At 66.5% G+C, this 14,199-nt stretch carries 15 protein-coding genes; 4 read left to right on the forward strand and 11 right to left on the reverse strand.

Features of this window, described 5'->3' with window-relative positions:
- Positions 1–89: 89 nt before the first annotated feature.
- From PIGHUM_RS05790 to prpF, 3 genes are read left to right on the forward strand one after another with little or no spacing between them, the layout of a single operon-like run.
- Positions 90–1,067, forward strand: coding sequence for a Bug family tripartite tricarboxylate transporter substrate binding protein (locus PIGHUM_RS05790; RefSeq protein WP_160142176.1), 978 nt, complete (start codon positions 90–92; stop codon positions 1,065–1,067).
- On the forward strand, positions 1,064–2,506 hold the full coding sequence (prpD, locus tag PIGHUM_RS05795; RefSeq protein WP_124078447.1) for a 2-methylcitrate dehydratase: 1,443 nt from the start codon (positions 1,064–1,066) through the stop codon (positions 2,504–2,506). Before PIGHUM_RS05790 ends, prpD begins: the two co-directional genes overlap by 4 nt.
- A gap of 28 nt (positions 2,507–2,534) precedes the next feature.
- Positions 2,535–3,707 (forward strand): 2-methylaconitate cis-trans isomerase PrpF, encoded by a 1,173-nt coding sequence (gene prpF, locus PIGHUM_RS05800; RefSeq protein WP_124078448.1) that lies wholly within the window; start codon positions 2,535–2,537, stop codon positions 3,705–3,707.
- 43 nt (positions 3,708–3,750) lie between these two features.
- Here prpF and PIGHUM_RS05805 read toward each other — a convergent pair whose 3' ends face one another.
- The 11 genes from PIGHUM_RS05805 to PIGHUM_RS05855 form a co-directional block, all read right to left on the reverse strand.
- Complete coding sequence (locus tag PIGHUM_RS05805) at positions 3,751–4,365, reverse strand: LysE family translocator (protein WP_124078449.1); 615 nt, start codon at positions 4,363–4,365, stop codon at positions 3,751–3,753.
- Between the two features lie 16 nt (positions 4,366–4,381).
- Positions 4,382–4,747, reverse strand: a complete 366-nt coding sequence (gene panD / locus PIGHUM_RS05810) for an aspartate 1-decarboxylase (protein WP_124078450.1) — start codon at positions 4,745–4,747, stop codon at positions 4,382–4,384.
- Between the two features lie 142 nt (positions 4,748–4,889).
- Positions 4,890–5,822: an ectoine hydroxylase gene (gene thpD / locus PIGHUM_RS05815; RefSeq protein WP_124078451.1), complete on the reverse strand. Its 933-nt coding sequence runs from the start codon at positions 5,820–5,822 to the stop codon at positions 4,890–4,892.
- Positions 5,823–5,923: 101 nt separating this feature from the next.
- On the reverse strand, positions 5,924–6,322 hold the full coding sequence (locus PIGHUM_RS05820; protein WP_124078452.1) for an ectoine synthase: 399 nt from the start codon (positions 6,320–6,322) through the stop codon (positions 5,924–5,926).
- Positions 6,319–7,638, reverse strand: coding sequence for a diaminobutyrate--2-oxoglutarate transaminase (gene ectB / locus PIGHUM_RS05825; RefSeq protein ID WP_124078453.1), 1,320 nt, complete (start codon positions 7,636–7,638; stop codon positions 6,319–6,321). Before ectB ends, PIGHUM_RS05820 begins: the two co-directional genes overlap by 4 nt.
- A 91-nt stretch (positions 7,639–7,729) precedes the next feature.
- Positions 7,730–8,269 (reverse strand): diaminobutyrate acetyltransferase, encoded by a 540-nt coding sequence (gene ectA / locus PIGHUM_RS05830; RefSeq protein WP_124078454.1) that lies wholly within the window; start codon positions 8,267–8,269, stop codon positions 7,730–7,732.
- 61 nt (positions 8,270–8,330) lie between these two features.
- Positions 8,331–8,858 (reverse strand): MarR family winged helix-turn-helix transcriptional regulator, encoded by a 528-nt coding sequence (locus PIGHUM_RS05835; protein ID WP_124078455.1) that lies wholly within the window; start codon positions 8,856–8,858, stop codon positions 8,331–8,333.
- A 381-nt stretch (positions 8,859–9,239) separates the two neighbouring features.
- Positions 9,240–10,121 (reverse strand): substrate-binding domain-containing protein, encoded by an 882-nt coding sequence (locus PIGHUM_RS05840; protein ID WP_124078456.1) that lies wholly within the window; start codon positions 10,119–10,121, stop codon positions 9,240–9,242.
- 2 nt (positions 10,122–10,123) lie between these two features.
- Complete coding sequence (locus PIGHUM_RS05845; RefSeq protein ID WP_124078457.1) at positions 10,124–10,993, reverse strand: amidohydrolase family protein; 870 nt, start codon at positions 10,991–10,993, stop codon at positions 10,124–10,126.
- Positions 10,994–11,031: 38 nt separating this feature from the next.
- Complete coding sequence (locus PIGHUM_RS05850; RefSeq protein WP_124078458.1) at positions 11,032–12,051, reverse strand: ABC transporter substrate-binding protein; 1,020 nt, start codon at positions 12,049–12,051, stop codon at positions 11,032–11,034.
- Positions 12,052–12,101: 50 nt separating this feature from the next.
- A complete protein-coding gene (locus PIGHUM_RS05855; RefSeq protein ID WP_160142177.1) occupies positions 12,102–13,079 on the reverse strand; it encodes a Bug family tripartite tricarboxylate transporter substrate binding protein in 978 nt (325 codons plus the stop codon).
- A gap of 139 nt (positions 13,080–13,218) precedes the next feature.
- On the opposite strand from PIGHUM_RS05855, the gene PIGHUM_RS05860 reads away from it, so the two are divergent.
- Entirely contained in the window at positions 13,219–14,160 is a 942-nt protein-coding gene (locus PIGHUM_RS05860) for a LysR substrate-binding domain-containing protein (protein ID WP_124078460.1), read from the forward strand.
- The last annotated feature ends 39 nt before the right edge of the window (positions 14,161–14,199 follow it).

Consider the following 14,199-nt stretch of genomic DNA (forward strand, 5'->3'; position numbering starts at 1 on the left):
AACGATGCGTTCCTAGAATGCGCCCTATCCGGCTGAAACCGGGACCGAAGCCTAGAAAAAAACTCACATTTCATTCATTGGAGACGAGGATGCGCATGCACTCCCTGGCCTGGGCGCTGACGACGCTCGGCATGTTCAACGCGATACCGGCCGCGCAAGCCGCCGACACCTATCCGAACCGGCCGATCAGGCTGGTCGTTCCTTTCGAACCCGGCGGCAGCACCGACCTCACCGCCCGCATCGTCGCCCAGGCGCTGGGCGACAAGCTGGGCCAGAGCGTGATCGTCGAGAACAAGGGCGGCGCGGGCGGCAATATCGGCACCGCGGCGGTGGTCGAAGCCAAGCCGGACGGCTATACCCTGGTCTGGGCCAACGTGGCGCCCGTCGCCATCAATACCCACCTGTACGCGAAGATGTCCTACGACCCGGACAAGGATCTCGCGCCCATCGGGCTGGCGACCGTGTTCCCCAACGTGCTGGTGGTCAAGTCCTCGTTCCCGGCCTCGACGCTGCAGGAATTCGTCTCCCAGTCCAAGACCCGGTTCGACAAGCTGACCTATGGCTCGGCCGGCAACGGCAGCTCCACGCACCTGGCGGCCGAATGGCTCAACACCGAACTGGGCACGAGCTGGCTGCACGTGCCCTACAAAGGCGGCGGCCCGGCGCTGATGGCGGTGGTAGGCGGCCAGGTGGACATGTATTTCAGCAGCGTCCCCGCCGCCATTCCCTATCTGAAGAACGGCACGCTCAAGGCGCTGGGCGTCACCAGCAAGGGCCGCACCGAAACGCTGCCCGACGTGCAGCCCATCTCCAGCGCGAACCTGCCGGACTACGAGGCGCTGAACTGGAACGGCCTGATGGCGCCCGCCGCCACGCCTGCCGCCATTCTCGACAAGCTCAACGCCGAGCTGCGCAGCGTGCTCGAATCGCCCGACGTGCGCCAGCGCATGCTGGCCCAGGGGGCCGACCCGTCGCCGATGACGCGCCAGGAGTTCGCCGACTACATCCGCTCCGAGAGCGCGAAGTGGGGGAAAATCGTCAAAACCGCCAAAGCACAGATCCAATGAGCCTGACTGCCAGCGTCGCTGCGGACGCCACCGGCGACGCCGTTCTCGACCTCATCGCCGATTTCGCCGCCTCCCGCCCCCGCTGGCGCGCGGATACGCTGCGCACCGCCGGCCTGTGCCTGGCCGACGCCGTGGGCTGCGCGCTGGCCGCGCTGGACGACCCGGCCTGCGCGCGCCTGACCGGGCCGCTGTTCCCGGGCGCGCCGGCGGGCGACGTGGGCGTGCCCGGCACGGGCCGCTGGCTCGATCCGGTCAAGGCCGCGTTCGACATCGGCACGCTGGTGCGCTGGCTGGACTTCAGCGACACCACCTTCGTCAGCGGCCACCCCTCCGACAACCTCGGCGCGATCCTGGCGGCGGCCGCGCATGCGTCGGCGCGCCGGCGCGCCGCGGGCCTCGCCGGGCCGACGCTGGACGACGTGTTCGATGCGATGGTCAAGGCCTATGAGATCCAGGGCAGGCTGGCGCAGGCCAACCGCTTCGACCATCCCTCGGTAGGGCTGGACCACGTGATCGGAGTGAAGATCGCCTCGACCGCCGTGGCCACGCTGCTGCTGGGAGGCGACCGCGACGCCATCCGCCGCGCGCTGTCCAACGCCTGGCTCGACGGCCAGGCGCTCAACGCCTACCGGCACACGCCCAATGCCGGCTCGCGCAAGGGCTGGGCCGGCGGCGACGCCTGCGCCCGCGCGCTCTGGCTCGCCGGGCTGGCGCTGCGCGGCGACATGGGCTATCCGCAGCCGCTGTCGGCGCCCACGTGGGGATTCCAGGCGGTCCACCTGCAAGAGCGGCCCGTGCGCCTGCCGCGCGAACTGGGCTCCTTCGTGCTGGACCACGTGATCTTCAAGCTGCACCCATGCCAGCGCAACACCACCACCGCGGTGGAAAGCGCGATCGCGCTGCATGCCTGGCTCGACGGCCGCCAGGCGCGCATCGAGCGCGTCGACATCCGCACCCAGGACGAAGCCATGCGGCGCGTCGACAAGAACGGCGCACTGCCCAACCGCGCGGCGCGCGACCACTCCATGCAATACATCGTCGCGGTCGCCCTGCTCAAGGGCGGCCTGGACCACGGCGACTACGCCGACGCGGCGGCGGCCGACCCGCGCATAGACCGGCTGCGCGCGCGCATCCGCCTGGCCGAGGATCCGGACTACACGCGCGAGCACCACGACCCGGCGGTGCGCAGCTGCGCCAACGCCGTGCGCGTGACGCTCGACGATGGCACAGTATCGCCTTGGGTCGAGACCCGCTTTCCGGCCGGAGACCCCTCGCGCCGCGACGCCGCCCTGCCGCTGCTGGCGAGCAAGTTCCGCGCCCTGGCCGCGCATCGCTGGCCCGCCGAGCGGGGCGAAACGCTGCTGGCGCGCCTGGCCGACCCCGCCGGGGCGGCCGGCTGGCCCGCCGACGAGTTCCTGTCATCGATCGCCCGCGTTTGAACCCTTTGCCTTTTCCCGAAAGACGGCCATGACCAAGCAGACCAGCATTCCCGCCCTCTACATGCGCGGCGGCACCAGCAAGGGCGTTTTCTTCCTGCCCGAAGACCTGCCCGCCGATCCGGCCTGCCGCGACGCGGTGCTGATGCGCGTGATCGGCAGCCCCGATCCCTACGAGAAGCAGATCGACGGCATGGGCGCCGCCACCTCCAGCACCAGCAAAGCCGTCATCGTCGGCCGCAGCGAACGGCCGGACTGCGACGTGGACTACCTGTTCGGCCAGGTCGCCATCGGCCAGCCGCTGGTGGACTGGAGCGGCAACTGCGGCAACCTGACCGCGGCGGTCGGACCGTTCGCCATCCACCGCGGCCTGGTCGACGCGCCGCGCGACGGCATCGCGGTGGTCCGCATCTGGCAGGCCAACATTGCCAAGCGCATCATCGCCCATGTGCCGATGAAAGACGGCGCGGTGCAGGAACTGGGCGATTTCGAACTGGACGGCGTCGCCTTTCCCGCGGCCGAGATCCGCATCGAGTTCCTCGACCCGGGCGCCGGCGACGGCGAGACCGGCGGCGCGATGCTGCCCACCGGCCGCCCCACGGACGTGCTCTCCATACCCGACCTGGGCGAGATCGAGGCGACGCTGATCGATGCAGGCAACCCCGCGGTGTTCGTGGCCGCCTCGGCGCTCGGCCTGACCGGCGCCGAATCGCAGCAGGACGTCAACGTCAATCCCGAACTGCTGGCCGCCTGCGAAGCCATCCGCGCCCATGGTGCGCTGGCGATGGGCCTGGGCGACAGCGTCGAAAGCATCAGCCGCACCCGGCAGCACACGCCCAAGCTCGCCTTCTTCGGCCCGCCGGCCAGCTACGTGGCCTCGAGCGGCAAGCCGGTGGCGGCGGCCGACATCGACATCAATGCCCGCATCCTGTCGATGGGCAAGCTGCATCACGCGATGACGGGCACCGGCGCGGTGGCGATCGCGGCAGCGGCCGCCGTGCCCGGCACCGTGGTCAGCCGGATGCTGGGCGGCACCCGCAGCGGCGTGCGCTTCGGCCACCCCTCGGGCTCGCTGGCCGTGGGCGCCGAAGCCCGCCAGGACGATGCCGGCTGGACCATCGTCAAAGTGACGATGAGCCGCAGCGCGCGCCGCCTGATGGAGGGCGCCGTGCTGGTGCCGGAAGACCTGCTTCAGCCTCGCTGAAACGCCTGCCGCACGGCCGGAAGCGCCGTGGCCGGCGGGCCCGTCAGTTCCAGACGATGCGAACGGCGAGGAACAGGAAAATGACGCCGGCCAGCCGGTCCAGCCAGACGCCCACCTGCGGCCGGCGCCGCAGCACCTCGCCCAGCATGCCGGCGAACCAGGCGATCAGGCAGAACACCACTGCCGCCTGGAGCATGAACAGCACGCCCAGCCAGAACATCTGCAAATCGGGGTGGCCGGCCCAGGGGCTGACGAACTGCGGCAGGAACACCAGGAAGAACAGCGTGACCTTGGGATTGAGCATGTTGGCCAGCACGCTCTGGCCGAAAATGCGCCACCGCCCCAGCGGCAGCGGACCGCTGGCGGGCGAGAAGCCCCCGCGGTTGCGCAGCACCTGCACGGCCAGCCACAACAGGTAGGCCGCGCCGGCCAGGCGGATGGCGTCGAACGCCAGCGGCGAGGCCTTGAGCAGCGCCGCCACGCCGAGCACCGCGAGCATGGTGTGGAACAGGCAGCCCGAGGCGAACCCCAGCGCGGCGGCAATGCCCGCCGCCCTGCCCTGGCTGAGCGAACGCGCCAATACCTGGAGATTGTCGGGGCCGGGCGCGACGGTCACGCCCACCGATAAAGAGAGAAAGAGCAGCAGGTCGGCCTGCATGGGCGCGCCCGCGGGCTCAGGACTTCTCGATCACTTCTTTGATGCGGTTGTTCTCGTCCACCAGCACCACGCGCGGCCGGAAGGTTTCCGCTTCCTCGTCGGTCATGGAGCCGTAGGTGCAGATGATCATCAGGTCGCCGACGTGGGCGCGCCGCGCCGCGGCGCCGTTCAGCGAGATTTCGCCGCTGCCGCGCCTGCCCTTGATGATGTAGGTGGAGAAGCGCTCGCCGTTGTTGATGTTGTAGAGCTCGATGCGCTCGTACTCTTTCATGCCGGCCGCATCGAGAAAATCTTCATCGATGCCGCACGAGCCTTCATAGTTCAGATCGGCCTGAGTCACCGCCACACGGTGAATCTTGGCGCGAAGCATGACGCGTTGCATAACTCGGGTGTCCTAGGAATCTGCCGTAGACGGCAAGGTGCGTTTATACCCGATCGGGGCGGGTTTGCGCACGAACGGCACCCTGGGCGCTCCAGCGGCCGGGCGGCGCCCAGGGGGCGCGCCCGGCGCAAGGCATCTTGGCTCAGACCGGCCGCAGGTAGCCCGGCTCGACCGCCTGGATGGGCGTGAAGGCATCGCGCGTGGCGATGAATTCGGGGCGGGGATTCAAGCCGTACTTGGGATTGCTCAGGGTGTTTTCGATGCTGTTATACACCATGAACACGTTGGCGCGCGGATACGGCGAGATATTGCTGTTCGAGCCGTGCATCAGGTTGCAGTCGAAGAAAACCACCGAACCGGCCGGCGCCGACAGCACATCGATACCGCCCTGGTCCACCAGCAATTGCAGGCTGACGGAATCCGGCACCCCGTATTCCTGTTTCTTCAACGATTGCTTGTAGTGTTCCTGCGGGGTTTCGCCGACGCACGAGACGAACTGGCGATGCGAACCCGGCATCACCATCAGCGGACCGTTGCTGGCATCGTTGTCGGTCAGCAGCACCGAGCAGCTCAGCGCGCGCATCGCCGGCATGCCGTCTTCGACGTGCCAGGTCTCGAAGTCGGAATGCCAGTAGAACTCCTTGCCCTTGAAGCCGGGCTTGAAGTTGGCGCGCGACTGGTGGATGTAGACGTCCGAGCCGAGGACCTGTTTGGCGATGCCCGCCAGGCGCATGTCCGCCGACAGGCGGCCGAGCAGCTTGCTGAGCTTGTGGACCATGAAGACCGAGCGGACGGCGTCGCTGCCGCGCTCGGTGACCGCTTCCTCGCGGCGCTTGATGGACGGGTCGCGGCCGAGCCGCTCGACTTCTTTCTTGAGCGTTTCGGTTTCCTGGCTGGAGAAAAAGCTCTTGAGCAGGATGTAGCCATTGCGCTCGTAGCTGCCGAGCTGTTCGGCATCCAGGCCCGCGCCGGGCGCCACCTTGGCGCTGCCATAGACGACCGGGTCGCGCCGCTGGACGATGCCGGCGGCGCGGTCGGCGCGGGAAGAATAGATATCGCGTGCGGGAGTAATCATGTTCGCCCTCCTGGTTCGTTCTGGGGGCCGCGACGCCCGCCGGCGTGCGCGGCAGCTCGCTAGGGCGCGCACCGGCGGAGCCGGGCGCGCAGGCCATGCCGTCAGGCGGCCTTTTCTTCCTCGAGGGGGTAGACGCCTTCGGCGTCGTGGACTTCCTTGCCGCTCAGCGGCGGATTGAAGACGCAGATCACGCGCAGCGGCTCCTTGCCGCCGCGCAGGTAGTGCTCGTCGTTTTCGTCGAGCGCATAGATCACGCCCGGTCCGAGCTTGTAGACCTTGCCGTCGGCGACGGTCTCGACCTCGCCGTCGCCTTCGATGCACCACACGGCTTCGACGTGGTTCTTGTACCAGATGTGCGTCTCGGTGCCGGGCTGGATGACGGTCTCGTGGAACGAGAACCCCATGCCGTCTTTCTTGAGCAGCACCCGCCGGCTGGTCCAGGTCGGGGTGACGACCTCGTTCTCGGTTCCGATAATGTCCTTGATGTCGCGTACGATCATCGCGCTTTTCCTCCGAATTTCAACACGCGCGCGTGGGGCTGCTTGCGGGCCAGCTGTTCGGCCGCGACGACCTGGCCGACGGCCTGGTCCAGCACCTCCAGCGCCTGGCGCAGCTGCGCTTCTTCGATGGTCAGGGCGGGCAACAGCTTGAGCACTTCGTCGTTCGCGCCCGACGTCTCGATCACCACGCCGCCCTGGAAAGCCTGCGCGGCGATCTTGTTGGCCAGCCCCGGCACGCCGCTCACCAGTCCCTGGATCAGGCCGCGGCCGCGCACCGACAATTCAGCCTCAGGATGGCTGTGCACCATGTTCTCGAGCCAGTCGCGCACCAGCGTTTCCTTGGCCTGGATTTCGCCGGTGAAGGCGTCATCGCTCCAGTAGTGCTCCAGCGCCGTGCGCGCCGTCACGAAAGCCAGGTTGTTGCCGCGGAAGGTGCCGTTGTGCTCGCCGGGCTTCCAGATGTCCAGCTCGGGCTTGAGCAGCACCATGGCCATGGGCAGGCCGAAGCCGCTGAGCGACTTGGACAGCGTCACGATGTCCGGCTGGATGCCGGCGGACTCGAAGCTGAAGAAGGTGCCGGTGCGGCCGCAGCCGACCTGGATGTCGTCCACGATCAGCAGCATGTCGTAGCGGCGGCACAGGCGCTGCAGCTCCTGCAGCCAGCGCAGCGTCGCCACGTTCACGCCGCCCTCGCCCTGCACGGTCTCGACGATCACCGCCGCCGGCGCATCCATGCCGCTGCTGCGGTCTTCCAGCATGCGCTCGAAGTAGGCCATGGTGTCCACGTCCGGACCGAAGTAGCCGTCGTAGGGAATGAAAGTGGTGTTGCCCAGGCTCACGCCGGCGGCATCACGGTACTTGGTGTTGGCCGTGGCGGACAGCGAACCGCCGCTCACGCCATGGAAGCCGTGGGTGAACGAGACGACGTTCGGGCGCTGCTTGACGCGGCGGGCGATCTTGAGCGCCGCTTCGACCGCGTTGGTGCCCGTGGGACCGGTGAACTGCAGCGTGTACCGCATGCCGCGCGGCTTCAGGATCAGCCGTTCGAACGTCTCCAGGAAAGCCTTCTTGGCGGAGGTCGCCATGTCCAGGCCGTGGACCACGCCGTCTTCCTGCATGTAGTCGAGCAAGGGCTGCTTGAGGACCGGATTGTTGTGCCCGTAGTTGAGCGTTCCGGCGCCGGCGAACAGGTCGATGTACTGCTTGCCTTCCTCGTCGAACAGCAACGAGCCCCTGGCCTTGCTGAAGATCACCGGAAACGAGCGAATGTAGCCGCGGACTTCCGATTCGAGGCGGTCGAAGATCTTGAGATCCATTTTTATCCCTCCTGTTTTGCTTTCTCGAAGCATGAAAAACGTATGAGCGGACCCGGCGCGAAGCCGGGATGGACGCGTCGCGCCCGGTCTGCTAGAGCGGCGCGATACGCAACAGCCGCTCGTCCTCGTGGTCAGCCTGCCCGAACAGTTCCGGCGGGAACATGGACTCCTCCACGCAGGCGGCGCCGCGTGCCCGCGCCAGAGCGGCGAACATGCGCCGCGACGGCTGGTTGGACGGAGACACCGTGGTCTCGAGGCTGGCCACGGATTGGGTCAGCGGACGGGCGAGCAGATGCTCGAGCATGCGCTGCCCCAGGCGGCAACCGCGCGCATCGGGATGCACGGCGACTTGCCAGATGAACAGGACGTTGGATTGTGTGGGCGGGAAGTAGGCAGATACGAACCCTGCCAATTGCCCTTGCCGGGTAGCCACTACGCAGGTATCGCGAAAGTGCCGGCACAAAAGAAGGTAGGCGTAGGTGGAATTGACGTCCAGCGGCGGCGACGCCTGAATGAGTCGCTGGATGCCTGCGGCGTCTTCGATCACGGGAGACCTGAGGTGGAAGCCATCCTCGACCGGGGCGTGTGCCGCAGGTTGGATGAGCGTGTCGTCTGTCGCGTTCAGACTCAGACCCTCCTATCTTGCGCCAGCCCGGGAATCGCTTCTCCAGGCGGCTGGTTGATGGCTCCGGTCAAACCGCCAGGCCCGACTCCGGAGACGTATCCGACGCGTTGATATCCAGGATGGGCGAGTTGTCCGTACCGGAAGATTCCATCAAGCCGACGATGCGCTCGAGCGAGAGCGTAATCGTGGCCTGTTCCAGTTCGGGCAAGGCGCCCAGGGCATCGGCCAGCGTTTTCTGCAACGGCGAAGGCGCCTGCCTGGCCACCTCGCGGCCGGCTTCGGTAGCCGATACGAGGACGGTGCGGCGGTCTTCGCGGCTGCGTTCGCGCCGGATCCAACCTTTTTCCTCCAGGCGGTCGAGGATGCCCACGACCGTGCTGGGACTGACCGAGATCTCGCGGCTGATGGCCGTAGCCGTCAGCGGACCCGATTCGATCACTACCAGCAGGCAGACCAGTTGCGGCGCGGTGATGTGGCTGCACGCAGCCAGCTGCTTCGAATGCAAGGCGATGTTGCGGGTAATGCGGCGCAAGGCACGCAGGATACGCAAGTTGTAGTTCACGCCTGGTTCGGCACCGATGCCGGGATGGTCCATGTCCTGTTGGAAACCTGAAAAATGCGTTGGCATAAAAAACCCCCACGCTGCGCCCTCGGCTGCGCTACCCCTTCAGGGAGCGTTTTTTGCCTTGGGGCGGCCCGGCGGCGAAAACCATCGCTCTTGAACAATCAGTGGAGCAATGATTTCAACTCGAATGATTCTACTGTGAACGATCGCTCGGGTCAAATGCCCGCACTCAGGAATTACCCTGGAATTCGCATGAATTCTCTGTTAATCGTCACGATCAAGCTGACATCATGCTTACATGCGATGAATCCCGCCACCCGGATTCCGCCGGCAAAGCCAACGGTATCGCGGGGATGGCCGGCTCACGGGGGGGGCGCGAGGCGGTGGCCGGCCATGGTGGAGCCTGGAGAATCAGGCGAAGTCGCGCACGGGGTCGAGGAACAGTTCGTCCACCGTGTAGCGCCGGGGGATCAGGCGCTGCTGGAAGGCATAGTCGATGGCCACTTCCAGGTTGCGGCGATTGGCCTCTATGCCGAACGGCAAATCGGCGGCGCCCGCGGCCACCGCCTGGCGGCGGCTCTCCGACAGCGCGCGGTATACCTCCCGGACCGCCTCGGGCCGCTCGCGCATCAGCGACTCGCGCACCACGACCATATGGTTGATCTGCAGCGCGCCGTGGCGCGCCTGCCAGTCGCGCGCGGCGGCCTGCGGATCGGGAATCACGGTCTGGATGCGGTCATCCGCCGGCAGGCCGTCGCCCGCCACCGCCGCGTCGATCTCCCCCGCCAGCAGCATGTCGATCATCTTCTTGCCGGGCGCGGCGCGCTCGACGTTGGAGGGATCATGGAACTCCGCCACGTGCGGTTCTTCGAACGTGACCCAACGGACCGTGTCGAGGTCGACGCCGTAGTCGTTGGCCAGGATGCCGCGCACCCAGGCGCCGGTGGTCACGGAGTACGAACGGATCCCCACGCGCCGCCCTCCCAGATCCGCCGGTTCGAGCTTGCCCCGGCTGCGGTCGTGGATCAGGAAAGGATGCTGGAAGCGGCCGACCATCACGGCCGGCAACAGCGCGAGCGGCTTGCCGGCGGCCTTGGCGATCAGGAAAGTGATGATCGCCAGTTCGGCCACGTCGAATTCCAGGTCGCGCACGACCCGCTTGAACTCGCCGCTGGCCTTCCCCACCGGAACGAAATCGAATTCGATGCCTTGCAGCGGCACGTCGCCGCGCTTGAGCGGCAGCGTGACCGGATAGTCGGCCAGCAGCGTATGGAGCTTGATGGATGGCGCCATGGTCAGCGCTCCGCGTGGCCGGCCAGCGCCGGATACAGCTTCTCGGCCGTGCGCCGGAAGATGTGTTCCTTGTCGGCCTCGGAAGCCCACGCCAGCGCCGCCAGGCTGTCGTCGAGGATCTCCTTGAGCGTGCCCGGCGTAGCGGGGAAGTTCGATCCCCAGGCGATGCGGTCGGCGCCGAACTCGGACACGACCCGCGGCAGATAGGTCTCGGGCGACGCCTTGCCCTTGCGCGCATTGTCCATGGTCACACTGGTCAACTTGAGATAGACGTTGGGATATCGAACCACTTGGTACAGCGCGTCGGCGGCGGTATAGGGCGGCCCCTCTTCAAGCGGGATCTGCCACAAGTGATCCAGGATGATGGGCACCTCGGGAAAGCGCGACAGGATTTCCTGGAGCTGCGGAAAGCCCTCCGCGCGCATTTGCACGCAGACCGGGATACCGAGTTCGCGCGCGCACTCCCAGGCCGGGAAGGTGCGCGGGTCCGCCAGCCACGAGGCCTGGCCCGGCATGGTGCTGCCGGTGGTGAACAGGCGCAGGCCGGTCAGTTTCCGGTCCACCACCCACTCGCGAATGCGCTGCGGCGCATCGTCGGCCAGCACGTCGACGGAGAACACGCCGGTGAATCGATCGGGATGCGCGGCGACCGCGTCGGCCACATAGGAATTGTCGAAGCCATAGCAGGTCGACGACTGCACGATGGCGGCCTTGGCGACACCCGCGGCGTCCATCGCGGCCAGCAGCTGCTCGGTCGTGGTGGGACGATCCCTGGACCATCCCGACTGGTTGCCGCCGAGCGGCGCGCGCGGATAGGTCTCGGTATCGGTCGTGATGATGTGCGGGTGTATGTCCAGAATCCGGGAAGGCATCTCAGAAATCCTCGAAATAATGATCGGCAGTAAATCAATCAGGCGCGCGGGTCGACGAAGAAATCGCCCGCCTGGTAGGAACGCTTGAGCAGCCCCTGCTCGTGGCAATAGCGGATCAGGGCCTCGATCGCGGGCCGGTTCTCCTCGATGCCGGCAGGCAGCGGATTGCCGACCACGGACGCCATCTTCATGTAGTGCCGGTCGACCTCGGTGCGGACGTCGCCGCGGCCGAGCCGGTCCAGATAGAGTTCGGTAGACTTGGCCAGCGCGTCGAACAGCGCCCGTGCGAGCCACGGGTACCGTTCGAGCAGTTCGTCCTTGACGACGATGAGCCCGTGGATCGGATAAATGCCGGTACGGCGCACCCAATCCTTTTCCAGCTCGAAGGCGTCCGGAAACATCTCGGGATAAACCGTGGCTCCCTTGCTGGCCTCTTCCCACCCGACCATCGGTGCGCCGCCCTTGCCTGCGTCCCAGCCCGCGGTGGGCGCGCCCGCGCGGCCGATGCCCGCGGGCCCGGTGAACGCAGCCTGCAAACTGCCGTCGGCCATCATGCTCACCAGCGATTGGCCCGCCGGCGCATGGCTGACATTGGGCGGCAGCTGAAGCGATGCGACATGCTCTTCGTCATCGACCACCCAGCCCACCTTCGACAGGTCGACCCCGTATTCGTCGGACAGGATGCCGCGCGTCCAGATCCCGGTGGAGACCGAATAGGCCCGCACGCCGACCTGCTTGCCCTCCAGGTCTTTCGGACTGGAGATTCCGGCGTCGGGCCGGTACACCAGTCCTTCGTGATGCAGGCGGCGATAGACGAACACCGGCAGCGCCTTGAACGGCGCGCCCGCTTCCCGCGCGATCATGTAGGTGGCGGGCGCCATCTCGCATACGTCGAACTCGACATCGCGCACCATGCGCCGGAATGCCGCGATGATGGGCTCGACTTCGACGAAATGCGCCTCGACGCCCTCGATGGGCACAGTGCCATCCTTGAAAGCGGCTGTATGCCCGTAGTTGCCCAGGGCGATATTCAGTTGGACGGAACCGTTGCGTGACATGGTTGTTTTCCTCTTCCTCATGCGGGGATTGGGTGTCTGAATAGCTCGCCCTACTGGAGCGGGATATTCGCCTGTTCGATCACTTTCTTCCACTTCGTATAGTCGGAATTGAGCTGGTCGCGTATCTGTTCCGACGTACCGGCACGCGGCACCGTGCCCGCGGCCACCAGCTTCTGCGAAACTTCGGGGTCTGCGATCGCGCGCGCGATCGCCTTCTGCAGGCTTGCGACGACTTCCGGCGGTGTTCCCGGCGGCGCCGACAGCCCGTTCCACGACGAAGCTTCGTAGCCGGGCACCCCGCTCTGGTCGATGGTAGGCACCTGCGGCAACAGCGGCGAACGTTTGAGCGAGGCCACGCCGATCGCGCGCAGCGCGCCGCTCGAGAGTTGCCCCATGACCGGCGGCATGAGCTCCATGCCGACCTGCACGTCCTTCGACCGCAGCGCCGAAATCACTTCCGCGGAGGAGCGGTAGGGAACGACCTGGGCCTGGATCCCGGCAGCGGTTTGAAACAGCACCGCCGCGAGCTGCTGGGTACTGCCGACGTTGATCGAACCGATGTTCAGCTTGCCCGGATTGGCGCGGGCATAGTCGAGGACATCCTGTACGGTCTTGAACGGCGAGTCATCGGCCACCACCATCACCATCTCGAAAAAGGCAAGCGTGGAGATGTGGTTGAAGTCGTTCATGACGTCGTTCGGCAACGACTTGAACAGCGCGCGGTTGATCGCGAAATTATTGCCCGTCAGCAGTATCGTGTAACCGTCGGGCTCGGCCTTGGCCACCGCCTCGGATGCCGCAATAGCGCCGGCGCCCGGGCGGTTGTCGACCACGAAGGCCTGGCCCATGATCTCGCCCACTTTTCGTGTGACGATCCGGGAAACGAGATCCCCCGCTCCCCCCGGCGCATAAGGCACCACTACCCGGACCGGCTTGGAAGGATAGGGTTGCTGCGCTGCACTTACCGAGCACCCGAGAGCGAACGCGGCCACAGCCGCGCTCTTGATAAGGCTGGTCATGCGATTCATGTTGTCTCCGCTGTCTAGGTCAGGCGGGCAATCAGGTGCCCCGCTCGTCAAACTCGGAGTTTTGTACATTGGCCATCGGGCGGTGGTCTATGGAGTAATATCTCTGGCGAGTTGAGTACACATTCAAGTCGACCCCGCAATGGCCCAGCTGGATTGGTATCTGCACGTCAATCTCAAGTCGCGTCAACTGCGCCTGCTGGTAGCGCTGGGCGATTTCGGCAACCTCAAGCAAGTGGCGGAGATCTCCCACGTCACGGTGTCGACCGTCTCCAAGGCCTTGAGCGAACTCGAAAAAGGACTGGGCCTGACGCTATTTCGGCGCACGAGCCAAGGCCTGCGGCCGACGCCGCACGGCGAGTGCCTGATCGCGCATGCGCGCACCATCCTCGGCGACATCGGCCGCGCGCGCGAGGACCTGAAGGCACTGAGCAGCGGCTCCGTCGGCAAGGTCACGCTCGGCATGCTGCCCGCCACCTCGTCGGGCCTGATGGCCCAGGCCCTGGGTCTGCTCAAGCAGCGCTCGCCCGGCACCAACGTTCTGGTCACCGACGGCACGGTCAACGCGCTGATGCCCGAGCTATGGCGCGGCGGGCTGGACATGGTCGTAGGACGCCTGCCCGCCCCCGACCTGCGCAACGGCATCACCGAAAAGATATTGCTGGAGGACCCGCCCGTACTGGTGGCTGGACGCCATCATCCCCTGGCCGCGCGCAAACGGCTGACGTGGTCTTCGCTGCGCAACTATCCCTGGGTGCTTCCTCCTTCCGGCACCTTGCTGCGCGACCCCCTCGAACGCGTGCTGGAGCGGCACGGCGTACCGCTGGCCGGCAACTACATCGAGATGCTGTCCATCCACGTCATTCAGGCGTATTTGCAGATCAGCGATGCCGTCGCGGTCTACGGCGGCCTCCTCGACCGCGGCATAGAGCAATCGCTGACGGTGCTTCCGCTCGCATTGCCCAGGCTGCTGCGGCCGACCGGGGTCATCTGGATCCGCGACAGGCCCCTGACGCCGAGCGCCAGGCTCATGCTGGAATGCCTGGAAGAAGTGGCCCTGCAATGGCCCGCGCGGCGAAGCTGAGGGCTTCAGGCCCGTCGCCATGCCGTGCGGGTTGCTAGG

The organism is Pigmentiphaga humi, assembly GCF_900606115.1.
Lineage (GTDB): Bacteria > Pseudomonadota > Gammaproteobacteria > Burkholderiales > Burkholderiaceae_B > Pigmentiphaga > Pigmentiphaga humi.